This window comes from Mesorhizobium caraganae, from assembly GCF_016836705.1.
Taxonomy (GTDB): Bacteria; Pseudomonadota; Alphaproteobacteria; order Rhizobiales; family Rhizobiaceae; genus Mesorhizobium; species Mesorhizobium caraganae.
The window spans coordinates 154,406-169,120 of record NZ_JAFCGY010000006.1; the positions used below are offsets into that span (position 1 = coordinate 154,406).

Here is a 14,715-nt window from a genome sequence, read left to right on the forward strand (position 1 = left end):
TTTCTGGTCTAGTGCCGCCTTGTCGTATCTTTCGGCTTCTTAACACCGGTTTCGGAAGCCTCGTCGACTACTTTGTGGCGACGGGCTCGCATCCCAGCCTGGCCCTGCTCCACGGCATCCCCGATCTGGTCGGCCTCCGCGCTGCCCGTTTTGCCTCGCGGCCGGTTAGGTGCTTTTCCAGTGGAAACCGGCCCGGTACTCGGCGCATCCTCCGGCACGCCTTCATGCGCCGCGTGCTCCTTGTCGAACTTGATCACCGGCTCCATCGTCGCCAGCACATCGTCCGACAGCCAGCACAGGCTCATATGGCCGTCGCCGAGATGCTTGACCGGCGGCACCTTGGTCTCGCACAGATTATCCGGCACCAGTTTCTTGTAGCCGCAGCGCGTCTGGAACGGGCAGCCCGATGGCGGGTTCATCGCCGACGGGATGTCGCCTTCCAGCACGATGTGCTTCTTGACCACACTGGTATCGGCGATCGGGATCGCCGACAGCAGCGCCTCGGTATAGGGGTGGTAGGGCGGCGCGAAGATCTGGTCGGTCGTGCCTTGCTCGACGATATAGCCGAGATACATGACGACCACGCGGTCGGCGATGTAGCGCACGACGGACAGATCGTGGCTGATGAACAGCATCGTCGTCTTGTTCTTGCGCTGGATGTCCATCAGCAATTCGGTCACCGCCGCCTGCACCGAGACGTCGAGGGCCGAGACCGGCTCATCGGCCACCACCACCTTGGCGTCGCCGGCAAAGGCGCGCGCCACGCCGATGCGCTGTTTCTGGCCGCCTGAGAGCTGACGCGGCTTGCGGGTCTCGAAGGCGCGCGGCAGCTTCACCAGGTCGAGCAGTTCCAGCATGCGCTTGCGCCGCTCGGCGACGTTGTTGCCGACATTGAATTTTTCCAGCGTGCGGATGATCTGCGAGCCGACGGAGTGGCTGGGATTGAGCGTATCGAACGGGTTCTGGAACACCATCTGGATCGACGACACCGTATCGACGCTGCGCTTCTCGATGCTGGTCGACTGGATCTCCTTGTTGCCGAGCGTCACCGTTCCGGAACTTGCCGTCTCCAGGCCGAGCAGCACCTTGGCCAGCGTCGACTTTCCGCAGCCGGACTCGCCGACAATGGCGACAGTCTCGGATTCGCGCGCCACGAACGAGATCGTCTCATTGGCCTTGACGACGCGGCCTTCGCTGGAGCCGAACACTTCGCTGCCGCCGACCTTGTAGTATTTCCTGAGGTCCTCGATCTTGAGCACCGGGGCACCGGGCACGACCTTCTCATTGACCTTCTTGGCGCCGGGCGGCAGTGCTTCCCAGTCGATCTCGTTGAAGCGCACGCAGCGCGAGAAATGCCCTTCATGGCCGGCGACTTCGATCATAGGGATTTCGGCGGCGTTGCAGACGCCCTCGACGAAATGGTGGCAGCGCGGACCGAAATTGCAGCCCTTCGGGCGCTCATGCGGCAGCGGCAATTGCCCGGGAATGGAGATCAGCGGCCGCGAATTCTTGTCGGCGCCCGGCAGCGGGATCGAGCGGAACAGCCCTTGCGTATAGGGATGACGCATCCGGTCGAACACGTCCTTGATCTTGCCGGTCTCCACCGCTTCGCCCGAATACATCACAGTGATGCGGTCGCAGGTTTCCAGGATCAGGCCGAGATTGTGTGACACGAAGATCATCGACGTGCCGAACTTTTCGCCCAGTCCCTTGACCAGGTCCACAATGCCGGCCTCCACCGTCACATCGAGCGCCGTCGTCGGCTCGTCGAGCAGAAGCAGCGCCGGCTTTGACAGCAGCGCCATGGCGATGACGATGCGCTGCTGCTGGCCGCCGGAGAGCTGGTGCGGATAGGAGCGCATCATGCGCTCGGGATCGGGCAGCTTCACCGCCCGCACCATGTCCAGCGCGCGGGTATAGGCCTCTTCCTTCGACACCTTGTCGTGGATCAGCGGCACTTCCATCAATTGCTGGCCGACCTTCATCGCCGGATTGAGGCTGGCCATCGGCTCCTGGTAGATCATGGCGATCTTGTTGCCGCGAATGGCGCGCAGCTCCTCGTCGGAGAGCTCGCCCATGTCCTTGCCCTGGAACTTGATCTTGCCGCCGACGATCTTTCCGATGTTGGAGAGGTCGCGCATGATGCCGAGCGACACGGTCGACTTGCCGCAGCCGGATTCGCCGACGATGCCCATCGCTTCGCCGGGCATCACCGTGCAGGAAAAATCCATGACGGCAGGGATCTCGCCCTTGCGGGTGAAGAAGGAGATCGACAGGTTCTCGATCTCGATGATCGGTTCTCCGGGATTTCGAACTGCCTCATTCATGGGTCGCTCCAATCCTGTTTTCATGCGTCGGGCCGAACCCGCAGATCAGTCTTTCATCGATTGTTCGCGCAGCGAGTCGGCGAGCAGGTTCAAGCCCAGTACGAACGACATCAGCGCGATCGTCGGCGGCAACGCCGGGTGGATGAAGGAGCGCAGCAGGCGGCTGGCGTCCTTGATCGCGGTGCCCCAGTCCGGGCTCTCCGGCGCCAGGCCAAGGCCGAAGTACCCCAGCGTGCCGAGCAGGATCGTGGTGTAGCCGATGCGCAGGCAGGCATCGACGATCAGGGGTCCGCGCGCATTGGGCAGGATTTCCCACAGCATGATGTACCAGGGCGATTCACCGCGCGTCTGCGCTGCTGCCACATAGTCGCGCGTCTTGATGTCCATCACCAGGCCGCGCACGATGCGGAACACGCCGGGGCTGGAGGCGAACACCACCGCCACGAATATGTTGAGCTGGTTGGGATCGATGTGGATGATCTTGAACGGATCGGCATCGAACACCAGACCGGCATAGACCCAGCCCCCGATGACCAGGGTCAGTCCCATGAGAATGTAAAGTCGATCCGGCCGGTTCTTGTAGCGGGTCCAGAACAGCACGGAAAAGAAGATGATCGGAAATAGGAAGAACAGCCCGGCCATGGCGTAGGGGATGGGCGTGTCCATGATGCCCGGCGTCACCAGCAGGTAGAACAGCAGGATCACCGGGAAAGCCAGCACCAGATTGGCCAGGAACGACAGCACGGTGTCGATCCTGCCGCCGTAATAGCCGGCAGGCAGGCCGAGCGTGATGCCGACCATCAGTGCGAACCCCGTCGCCGCCGGTGCGATGATCAGCACGATCTGGCTGCCGTAGACCATGCGCGAGAAGACATCGCGGGCGAGCTTGTCGCCGCCGAAATAGTAGATGAGCTTGGATACCGGCTCGATCCCGCCCGGCAGCGCGTCCTTCATGATCGGCACCTGGGAAAGCGGATCGAAGGGCGCGACGGTCGTCGCGAAGATCGCGGTGAACAGCCAGAACAGGCAGATGCCGACGCCGACAATGCCGACGCCGCTGTCGAACAGCTGGCCGTAAAGGCCGAGCCTTTTCTTGTAGGTGAAGCTCGCCCCCATCACCAGGGCCAGCCCCAGCCAGACCGGCCAGAAGCGCGCAATCACGCCGAGCACGATGTTGAAGGCGCCGATATATTCGACCTGCATCTGCCCAGACCCCTATTGAACTCTGATACGCGGATTGAGGAACGCGTAGCCGACATCCGAGATGAGCTGCGTGATCAGCACGATGAATACCGAGACCAGCGAGCAGCCGAGCAAAAGGTCGATGTCGTTGTTGCCCGCAGCCTCGACCAGCGTGTAGCCAAAGCCCTGATAGCGGAACATCACCTCGACGATGACGACGCCGGTGAGCAGCCAGGGGAATTGCAGCATGATGACGGTGAAGGGCGCAATCAGCGCATTGCGCAGCGCGTGCTTGACCACGACGCTGCCGAAGGAGAGGCCTTTCAGCCGGGCGGTGCGGATATATTGCTGCGTCATCACGTCGACCATCGAGGCGCGCGTCATGCGGGCGATATAGCCGATGCCGTAGATCGCCAGCGTCATCACCGGCAGGGTGAAATTGTAGAAGGTGATGCCTTGGCTGGCCGACGCGGCCGAACCGTTCAGCCAGCCGAGCCAGGAGGCGAAGATGACGGTGAAGATGACGCCCGACACATATTCGGGCGTCGCCGTCGAGGCGATCGAGGCGACGGACAGCGTCCGGTCCGTTCGCGAGCCCTCGCGCATGCCGGCCAAAATGCCGATCAGCAGCGAAATCGGTACCATCACCGCCAGCACGCAGAGCATCAGTATGCCGGTGGCGCCGAGTGCGGGGAAGAGCTTTGACGCAACGGTGGTCTTGAACTTGGTCGAACAGCCGAAATCCCCTTCCAGGATGCCGGAGAATTTCGGCTCCAGCGGGTCATTGCAGAAGGAAAAACGCTGCGTCGGCTTGCCCGTCGCCGGATCGGTCACCGGCTGCTTGGGCAGGACGCCCAGCCACTGGCCGTAGCGCACGAAGAAGTTCTGCCGATAGCCATGGTTGACCAGCCAGCTTTCGAGCTGCTCGGCCGAGGTGTGCATTTCGGTCTGGCTGATCGCCAGCTTCTTCAAATTCGGCTCGAGATTGATCAGGAAGAAGACGATCATCGTCAGGCACAGCATCGTCAATGCCATGGTGCCCAGGCGCCTGATTACGAAAGAAAGCATGGCGGTCCCCCTGCCGGTCTGGTTGGGGTTGGAGCCAGCTTGGAAAACCAGCTTTGCCGTTGCCGGCAGAGTTGGCCCTCAAACCGGCCCTCGGATGCGATCAACCCTGTTTTATTGCATGGTCCTTGCTGAAGAGTCCGCAACTTTTTGCTGCGCCGGCTTCAGGTCCTGGACCCATGCGAGGAGTGATGGGGAGGAGGCGAACCGCCCCCTCCCGATCGGTCCGATCAGGCCTCGTCGAGCCAGATCTTGCCGTAGTCGCGTTCGTAGGTCGGGTGCATCTTGTAGTTCTGCACCGCCTTCACCGAGTGGCTGTAGAGCTTGCGCCAGTAGGGCTGGATGATGATGCCGGAATCCTGCAGGATCTGCTCGATATCCTTCATCATCTCCTTGCGCTTTGCAGCGTCGGAAACGGCGAGCGCGGCATTGAGCTTGGCGTCCCATTCGGCGTTCGCGTAGGCGCTTTCGTTCCAGGCCTCGCCGGTGCGGTAACCGATCGCCAGAACCTGCACGCCGAGCGGGCGCATGTTCCAGTTGGTCATCGACAGCGGATACTTCGTCCAGTCGTTCCAGAACGTCGAGCCCGGCAACACCGTGCGCTTTACCTTGATGCCGGCGTCGCGCAGCTGGGCGGCGATCGCATCACCCGTGTTCTTGTGCCAGTCCTCGTCGACCGTGATCAGCTCATGCTCGAAATCGGCCTGGCCGGATTCGGCCATCAGGGCCTTGGCCTTGGCCGGATCGCGGGCGATCTTTGGCAGTTCGTAATATTCCGGATGGATCGCGCAGACATGGTGGTTCTCGGCGACGGTGCCGGCATTGCCGTAACCAAGCTGGAGGACCACGGCGTTGTCGACGCCGAGCTGCAAGGCCTGGCGCACCTTCTGGTTGTCGTAAGGCTTGTTGTTGATGTTGGTGCGGCACACGATGGTGGCCGCGGTCACAACTTCCGACTTCACCAGGTCCATGCCGTCGAGGATCGACACATAGTCGGCCGAGGTCTCGAAATTGGTGTGGACTTCGCCGGCCTCGAAAGCGCTGACCATGGCCGCCGGGTCGGTGCCGTAGTCGATGAATTCGATGCCATCGAGGAAGACTTCCCCGTCCCACCACTTGTTGTCTTCGCGGCGCTTATAGACCACTTTCTGGCCGACGTCGTAGGACACCAGTTCGAACGGGCCGGTGCCGATCGGGCAGGCTTTGAAATCGCCGCCCTTCTCGTCGAAGCTCTTGTGAACGATGAGGCCAGGATAGTCGCACATATTCGGGATCAGCGCGATATCCGGCTTGCCGAGTTTGAGCTTGACCGTCATGTCGTCGACCTTGGTCACCGCGCTCTCGTCAAGCTTGTCGTCCTTGACCAGCGTGCCGAGGCGGCCTGGCATCGAATTGCCTTCGGCCTTCTTGTCGGCCCAACGCTTGAGGTTGAAGATGACGTCGTCGGCGTTGAAGGCATCGCCGTTCGACCAGGTCACGCCCTTGCGCACATGCAGCGTGTACTCGGTGGCGTCGTCATTGACGTCCCAGCTTTCGAGCAGATAGGGGCGGAACGTGTATTCGGTCGTGTACTTGACCAGCGGCTCCAGCGCCTGGCGCTCGGCATTGGCGATTTCCGACCAGTCGGCCTTGCGCGGATCCTTGGGATCCTTGATCCACTGGGCGACCTTGAGGATGCCGCCCTTCTTGCCCTGAACTTCTTCGGCCTTGGCGGGCGTCGGGTCTACCAGGCCGAGCATACCGTAGGCCATCGCTGTGGACGCGCCAAAGACGCTGGCCAGAGCGAGGAATTCGCGGCGATCGACCTTGCCTGCCTTGGCTTCTTCGGCCATGGCCAGGATGTGATCCGGAACGCGATCGCCATTACTCTTGTAAATTGTCATGACTTAACTCCCATTGTTGGCTTTCCGCCTTTTAACATTCCGCATCCAGGCCACGATGTCAAAGCGGCATGGAGTGGGAACATGTTAGCGAATGTGCAACTTTGATAAGGGAGCGGTTCGCGTGATAACGACAGTCTTGGCGCAAATTTGCTACTGCCTGACGGATTCCTCAGGAATCTCGTTTCGTCGATTAAATTGAAACATTTACTGAGGCCCCGCCAGTGCCAGGCTCAAGCCGCCTGTGAGGCCAAATCCGGCCGAACGATCAATATTCCTTCTCGTAGAAAATGCCGCCCTTGGCCTCGCCGCCATCGTTGGCCTCGCCGCGCAGCTTGACGCCGCGCCCGACATTGAGATCGATCGTCGCCTTGCCCGATCCCGGCTTGTCGCCCTTCTGGATCGTCACATAGGTACGGTCGTTGAGGTATTTGCCCGCCGACACGGCTGTGCCGCCCTTATCGTCCGTAGTCACATCCAGATCGTCGACCCCGATTGCGCTGCGCAAATTTTCAAGCAGCGAGGTCGAGCCGCCAACACCGGCCAATTGCCCCGCGGCCTCGGCCAACTGGGCGATCTGCAGCGGCGATAGGTTCGACATCGAACGGCCGAAGATCAATTGCGCCAGCACCTCGTCCTCCGGCAGCGCCGGCACCGAGGAGAAGGTGAATTTCGGGTTGGTCGCTTCGCCCGACACCACGATGGTCACGGTGGTGCTGGTCGTGGTCGATGTCGCGGTCAAATTGAGGTAGGGCACCAGCGAGCCGGAAAAGCCGACCGTGCCTTCGGTGAAGGTCAGGCGCTTGCCGAGGATCGACAGCCGCCCGCGCTGCAAGGTGAAAGTGCCGACCGCTTGCGGCGACGATGCCGGCCCGGTCAGCCTCAGCGAACCGCCAAGCTCGGCATCGACACCCCTGCCCTGGATGAAGATCTGGTTCGGTGCGTTCACGGTGACATCGAGGACAAGCCCGCTGCCGCCCCCGCCGCTGGCAGTGGCCGGGCGCAAGGCCTTGTCCTGCGCCCGCACGCTGGCGGGCGCGTTCTTGTGCTTGACACCGAGTGCCGTCAGCGAGCCCGGCAGTTTCTCCGGAACGGTGATGACGGTCTTGGCGAGGTTGACGGTGCCCGAAATCACCGGCGCCGAGGTGAGCGGCCCCTTGATGGTGAGGTCGCCGCCGAGATTGGCGGTCACCACCCGCCCGTCGGTGTAGCGGCCGTCGACCAGCTTGATCGACAGGTCGGCCGGAAAACCTTGCGCCGGATTGATGCCGACCGTGCCACTGGCCGACAGGCTGCCGCGTGTCGACAGCGTGCCGGTCAGGCGATTGATCCGGGCGACGCCGTTGCCGATTGAGACGTCGGCGGCGATATCATTGACGGCAAGGCCCGAGCGCGCGTCGACCAGACGGGCGCCGGACGTGCTGACCGTGCCGCCGATTACGGGCGACGTCGCCGGGCCGCGCACCTGGACATTGACGTTGGCCGTGCCGCTGAGCGACAGGCCTTGTGCGGCAAGCTTGGCGGCGAGGAAGGAAAACGGCACCTTGCCGTTGAAGTCGAGCACCAGCGCCGGCGTTCCCGCTGTGGTGACGCTGCCACCGCCCTTGAGGCCGAGACCCGCGCCATCGCTGATGTCGGCATTGAAGGTGAGCTTCTTGCCGGCGAACGTTCCCGACGATGAAATGTTCATGCCGCCGAGGCCGGCGCTGCGGGTCTGTGATGTCTGCACGCCGCCGGCGTCGATGTTGAAGGCAACGGCCGGATTGGCCGGCGCGCCTGACACCTTCACGGTGCCGGAAATCGACCCGGCGGCATCGAGGCCCGGCGAGAAACTGTTGGCCAGCGAGGCCGGCACCTTGGCCAGCGCGGCATTGATGTCGAGCGCCTGCCCGATCTTGCCGGTCACCGTCGCCGTGCCGCCGCCGAGATTGAGCACCAGCCTGTCCAATGTCGTCGTGCCATTGGCGATGCTGACGGTCGAGGCCTGCGCGATGGCGGCCTTGATGCCCTGCACCGTGGCCTGGCCCGAAGCGAGTTCGATGGTTGTGATGCCGCCAGCGACCTTCACCCTGCCCGCGGCTTTCGCCGGGATACCCTTGACGGTAGCGCCGCCGGAAAAGCCGGTCCAGTCGCCGTCGCGCTTGAGGTCGACATCGATACCGCTGATAGCGGTGCCGCCGGAGATGACGCTATCGGCGCGGATTTTGCCGGAAATGACCGGCGCGGCAAGATAGTTGGCGACCAGCGCATCGATCGACACCGTTTTTGCTTGCAAGTCCCCGCGGGTGATCGACGCGGTCGAAGCCTTGACGGCAACGTTGGCGCCGTCGTTGCTCTTGGTGAAGGCTATGGTGCCGCGCACGTCGCCTTCGGCCTTTTCCAGCGCCAGCGCTGCCAGCGGCCCGATGTCGGGCAGGTCGAGCGCGATGGTGCCGACCGGCACGAAAGCCTCGTCGAGCGCGAGATCGCCGGAAATCCTGTTCTTGCCGAGCGACAGCAGCAGGCCGTTGATGGCGCTCTTGCCGTCGGCCGTCGCCAGCACCGCGCTGCCTTGCAGCGCTTGTCCGGCGACATTGCCGGTCAGTTGCACATTGGCCGCCGGGCTGGCGGCATCGGCCTTGCCGGTGGCGGTCAGCTTCAGCCCGGTGATTTCGCGTTCCGCAACCAGCAGCCGGTCGCTGTTGACCGTCAGCGACAGGTCCGGCGCCATGACAGGCCCTTGCGCGTTGAGCGCAAAGCCAACCGCGCCCTTGGCATCCTTCGACAGCAGCGAGATGTCCGATAGAGCGCCCTTGATGTCGGCGTTGAGCTTGTTGTCGGCGAGGCTGGCCTGGCCGTCGGCGGTCAGCGCGCCCGATAGCAGCTTGACCGGACTAGCGCTGACATTGCCTTGCGTATCGCGCTTGAGTGTAGCGCTGAGCTGCGTCCGCTCGGCCAGCACGCCGCGCGCCGCTGCCGGCAATGCCGCCGACAGGGCGTCAGCCTTGAGGTTGAGGTCGATGGCGCCGTCGGCGAACGAAACGCGGCCATTGAAGGCTGCGCGCAGTGCATCGCCCTGCACCGAGCCGCTGTCGATGGTGATGGCATCCGCCGCCAGGCTGCCTGCGACCTTGGCGGTGATCTTGCCGGCAATCAGCGGTGCGATGGTCGGATTGTCCAGACCGATCTTTTCCGCAGTCACCGTGCCCGAGATCGGACCGGTTCGGCTTTTTACATCGAACGCATCGGAATGCAGTGCCAGCGCGATGCCTTCAACCTTGGTGAAATTCGTCGCCACCGAGGGCAACACCGCCGAGATGTCGAGCTTGGCTTGCGCAGCCTGCCCCGCCGCCTTCACCGACAGCGCCTGCAATTCGAGCTTGATCGGGCTTTCCGCGCTGCCGAGCGTCAGCGGCAGGCTCGGACCGGATGATTTCAGGTCGAGCGCAAAATCGCTGGCGCCGTTCGGGTTGATGGTCCCGGCCGCCTTGCCCGAGATTTTTTCGCCTGACAGCGTCGCCCGGTCCAACACCACGCCACCTGCCGTGGAATAACTGCCGGCCGCATCGAGATCGAGCGGCCCGAGCCCGGCCTGGCGGGTCTGGTTGGTCTCGGCACCAGCCAGCCTTGCATTAAAACGGATGTCCGGATTGGCCGACGCCCCGGTGATTTGCGCCGTGCCGTCCAGCGTGCCCGCGGCGTCGAGGCCAGGCGAAAAATCATTGGCGAGGGCTGCCGGCAAGGCGGAGAAAGTTGCCGCCAGATCGAGCGTCTGGCCTGCCGTGCCCGACAGCGTCACCGAGCCGCCGCCGAGATCGACCACCAGCCTTTGAATGTTGGTGATGCCATCGGCGATCGTCAGGCTCGACGGCTCGGTAATCGCCGCCTTGATGCCGCGCACCGTCGCTTCGCCGGATGTGATCTCGACGCTGGTCGTGCCGCCGGCGATCTTCGCCCGCCCGGCAGCCGTCGCCGGGATGCCTGAGATGGTCGCGCCGCCGGTAAAATTGGTCCAGTCGCCGTCGCGCTTCAAGTCAACGCCGATGCCGCTGACGACGGTCGTTCCCGAGGTCACGCTGTCGGCCTTGATCGTACCGGAGATCGCCGGGCTGTCGAGATAGTTGGCGATCAGCGCACTGACGGTGATCGCCTTGGCCGCCACATCGCCGCGCGCAACCGACACACTGGCCGCATTGATGGTGACGGTGGGCGCCTCGCCGTCCTTGGCGAAAACCACGGTGCCGCCGATGTCGCCGGCCACCGTCTGCCCGGCCAGCGACGCCAGCGGCGCGATGTCGGGAGCGGATATCGTCAGCGTGCCCAGCGGAAGGAAATGATCGTCCAGCGCAAGATCGCCAGACACCTTGTTGTCGCCCAGCGCCACGCTGAGCCCGTTGATGGAGCGCTTCCCTTCGCTGGTCACCAGCGCCGCCTTGACGGCGAGCGGCTGCTCATCGACCGAGCCGGTCAGGGAGACTTGCGCCGCCGGGCTTGCGATGTCCGCCTTGCCCGAGGCGGTCAGCTTGATGTCTTTGACCGTCCGGCCCGACGCCGTCAGGCTGGCGCTGTCGGCCGAAACGCTGAAGTCCGGTGCATTGCGCGCGCCGCTAGCCGTCAGCGCGAAATCGACGCCGCCGGCGACCGGCACGCCAACCAGCGGCGACAACACCGAGACGTCGCCGAGCTTGCCCTTGATGTCGGCCTGGATGTCGCTGCCTTGCGCGCTGGCGGTACCGCTGGCGCTGAGCGAACCGGAGCTCAGCTCGATCGAATTGGCGGCGAAAGAGCCTTGCGGATCGCGGGTGGCGGTGGCCGAGAATTTGACCCGTTCGCCAAGCAGCGAACTGATCTGCGGCGGCAATGCCGTCGACACCGCATCGGCATTCATCTTCAGCGTCATGGCGAGGTCGGCCAGCGTCACCTTGGCCGTCAGCCCGGCATTGAGCGCATCGCTGCGCAGCGTGCCTTCATCGAGCGAGATTTCATCCTTGCTGACCGTACCGGCCAGAGAGGCCGTCAGCTTGCCGGTGATCAGCGGCGCCAGCGTCGCCACGTCGGTCTTCAGCCCGGCCGCCGTCAGCGACACGCTGACCGGGCCGCTGCGGTTCTCAATGTCGAAGCCATCGGAATGGATCCGCGCATCCAGATTGTTCACCTGGGAGCCGCCCGCCACCACCGAGACGAGCGAAGCGCCGGCGTCGATCATCGGCGCCTTGCCGTCGCCGAACGCGCGCGCCGTGATATTGTTAATGGCCACCATGATCGGTTGTGCCGGGGTGCCGACATTGACCGTGACAGGCTCGCCCTTGGAAGCGAGTTCGACCGAAAGGTCGCTGGCGCCCTTCGGGTCGACCATGCCTGAGGCGGTGCCGTGGACAGCGCCGCTCTCGATCGTGGCGCGCTCGATGTCGACGCCGCCGGCCGCGGTCGCGGTGCCGGCGAGGTCGAAACTGGTCTTGCCGGCAAACAGCGACTTGAACTGTTCCGGCAGAAACCCTTCGAACGAACCGTCGCCCTTGGCCTCGATCCGGTTGCCCTTGTCGGTCAGTTGATGACGGCCGGTAAGCTGGGTGACGATCTGGCCGTCGACCATGAAAGTGCCGACGCCGCTCCAGTTGGCCAGCGGCCCGGTGCCGGAGACAACGATGTTGACTGGCGGCGCGCCCGGCAGCTTGAGCAGATTGGCAATGATGCCGCCGGCCGGTTCGGATGCCTTGAGATCGAGGTCGAGCTTGTTGTCGGCGGGCGCGAAATGGATGTTGGCGTCGACATTGCCCTGCTTGCCGTCATGGCGGGTGACATTGAGCACAGTCTCAACCGCAAGCGGCGATGCATCGACCTTGGCCGATCCCTTGGCCGCGAGTTCGGCAATACCGCTGCCGGCAAGTTGCTGGCCGAGCGCAATCTGCGGCAGATCGATCGCTCTGATGTCGAGCGAAACCGGCAGGCCAGTCGACCCGCTCTTGGCAGGCTCCGTGCTCGCAACCGGCAGCCGTGCCAGCTCGATGCGCTCGGCAGCGATACGGTCGGCGCTGAAATTCTTCGACAGCAGCGCCAGCGGCGACCAGTCGACGGCCACTTTGCGCGCCACCAGCCATGCGCCCTCTCGGTCTTCCAGCACGACGTGGTCCACCGTCAGCGCGCCCGACCAGATGCCGTCAATGCCGCTGACGGTGACCTTGCTGTCCCCTGATGAGGCTATGTTCGAGATGATGCCGGCGAGGTTTTCGCGGCCACGCTCGGTCTTGGTCAGCACGACAAGCGCGCCGACGGCCGCCGCCAGCACGATCAGCAGCGTGTAGAAAAAGAGGCGAAGGATGCGTCTCAAAATCTTCATCGTCAGAAAGCCTGTCCGATGCCGGCATAGATGCCGAAACGCGGATCGCCACGGTCGCGGTTGAGCGGCAGGGCGGCGTCGATGCGCAGCGGCCCGAACGGCGTAATGTAGCGCAGGCCGACGCCGGCGCCGACCTTCATGTCGGAAAAGTCCGGCGTCGATTTGGTCGAGACGGTGCCGGCGTCGACGAACGGCACGATGCCGATCGTGTCGGTGAGCGCGATACGCATCTCGACCGATGTCTCGAAGAAGGAAAGCCCGCCGATCGGCTGATTGTCGATGTCCTTGGGACCGATGCCCTGATAGGCATAGCCGCGCACCGAACCGCCGCCGCCGGAATAGAAGCGCCGGTCGGCCGGAACATGTTCGAGGCTGGTGCCGACGATCGAACCCAGCGCGACGCGTTCGGCAAGCACGAACTTCGAAGCCGTGTCGAGCGACTGATAGGCCGACCCCTCGCCCTTCAGCTTGAGGAAGGCGGCGCCGCTCATAATGTCGTAGCTCGGCTCGGCATAGGCCAGCACCCTGAAGCCGCTGGTCGGGTTGAGGCGGTTGTCGCGGTTATCATAGACATATTGCAGCGGAATGCTGGCGATCAGGTATTTGTGCTTGCCGAAAGTGTCGGTGACCCTGGAATAGTCGAGCGCGATTTCGGCCGAAACCGTCTGCTTCTTGTCGATGTCGTAGGACAGGCCAGTGCTGCCCTTGACCGAAAAATGGTCGTAGGCGTCGGGATGTTCGAGCACGGTCTTGACGCTGGCGATGAATTTTGAAGCTGGCCCGACCACCCCCGGCTTTTCGAACATGATGCCGGCATTGTAGTTGAGTTCGCTGAGATCGTTGCTGCCAATGCCGCTGATCTTGCCGTCGATGCGCAGCTTTTCGGCCCGGCCGAACAGATTGCGATGGCCCCAATAGCCTTCGAGGCCGAGCCCCTCGGTGTTGGAGAACGTGCCGCCAACGCCAAAATAGCGCGGCTTGCGCTCGCTGACCTGGACGCCGATCGGGATGTTGCCATCGGCGTCTAGCTGGTCTGCTTCCTTCAGCGTGACGCTGTTGAACACTTCCAGCCCGAGCAGCCGGTCGCGGGCATCGTCGATCTCGTCAGGAGAATATTTCCGGCCGCGTTTCAGCCCGGTCATGTATTCGGTAAACTCGCGATCGACCTTCTCGGTTCCCTCGACGGTGGTGTCGCCATAGCCGGCTACTGGTCCGGCGGCCACCGTCAGCGTCACGTCGAGCGTCGAGGTGTTGTGCTCGGCGACGATCTGCCGATCGGTGATCCGGGCCAGCGGCCGGCCCTCCTGCTTCAGCGCCCGCACAATCAGCGCTTCGGACTTGAGCACGGCGCCCGAACCGGCATCGCCGCCGGCGATCAGGCCGAAATCGGCGCTCGCAAGCCCGGCGGCATCGCCTTCCAGCCGGATATTGCCGAGCGTGAATTTGGGCCCGCTGGCGATGCTGATCACCACCGGGATCGGCTGCGGACCGGTAAATTCGGCATCCGGAGGCAAATCGTCGAGCGCCTTGCCCTGGATGGTGATGGTCACGACGCCTTCATAGCGGGCATCTGAATAGAGGGCGGCGACCAGCTGCTCGCGGTCGCTGCGCGCCTTGGCTAGGAGGCCGAGCGAACCGGAAACCGGACGCTCTTCGTCGGCTTTCAGCGTCGAGGCGTTTTCGAGCTTCTTGACCAGGTCCTTGTCGGCATCGGGCGCCTCGATGCTGACGGAATAGCGCAGCGGGTCGACGATATCGGCGTCCTCGTCATTAGACGAACCCCACAATTTGATGCCGAAAATCTCGAAGGCCGCCGCCGACCCCGATTCGGAGGCGAGCACGGTCGAGCACACCAACGCCAAAATCAGCGCGCGCGAAAGCGCACGCCGTGGCGCGGTTCCTTTCGACATCTGCGCTTCACACGCCGGCATTAAGACAACCTAGG

Annotated in this window: 6 protein-coding genes; all 6 read right to left on the reverse strand. The window is 63.5% G+C overall.

Going from position 1 to position 14,715, the window contains the following annotated elements:
* Positions 1–8 precede the first annotated feature (8 nt).
* Positions 9–2,327 (reverse strand): dipeptide ABC transporter ATP-binding protein, encoded by a 2,319-nt coding sequence (locus JQK88_RS15265; RefSeq protein WP_192258521.1) that lies wholly within the window; start codon positions 2,325–2,327, stop codon positions 9–11.
* Between the two features lie 45 nt (positions 2,328–2,372).
* The gene (locus JQK88_RS15270) at positions 2,373–3,530 is read right to left on the reverse strand and encodes an ABC transporter permease (protein WP_192258522.1); all 1,158 of its coding nucleotides are present in this window, start codon (positions 3,528–3,530) and stop codon (positions 2,373–2,375) included.
* Positions 3,531–3,542: 12 nt separating this feature from the next.
* Positions 3,543–4,577, reverse strand: coding sequence for an ABC transporter permease (locus JQK88_RS15275; protein WP_203278744.1), 1,035 nt, complete (start codon positions 4,575–4,577; stop codon positions 3,543–3,545).
* Positions 4,578–4,804: 227 nt separating this feature from the next.
* On the reverse strand, positions 4,805–6,457 hold the full coding sequence (locus tag JQK88_RS15280; RefSeq protein WP_203278745.1) for an ABC transporter substrate-binding protein: 1,653 nt from the start codon (positions 6,455–6,457) through the stop codon (positions 4,805–4,807).
* A 265-nt stretch (positions 6,458–6,722) separates the two neighbouring features.
* Positions 6,723–12,770 carry a translocation/assembly module TamB domain-containing protein gene (locus tag JQK88_RS15285; protein ID WP_203278746.1) on the reverse strand — a complete coding sequence of 2,016 codons (6,048 nt, stop codon included), beginning with the start codon at positions 12,768–12,770 and terminating at the stop codon, positions 6,723–6,725.
* A 2-nt stretch (positions 12,771–12,772) separates the two neighbouring features.
* Positions 12,773–14,701, reverse strand: a complete 1,929-nt coding sequence (locus JQK88_RS15290) for an autotransporter assembly complex protein TamA (protein ID WP_203278747.1) — start codon at positions 14,699–14,701, stop codon at positions 12,773–12,775.
* Positions 14,702–14,715 lie beyond the last annotated feature (14 nt).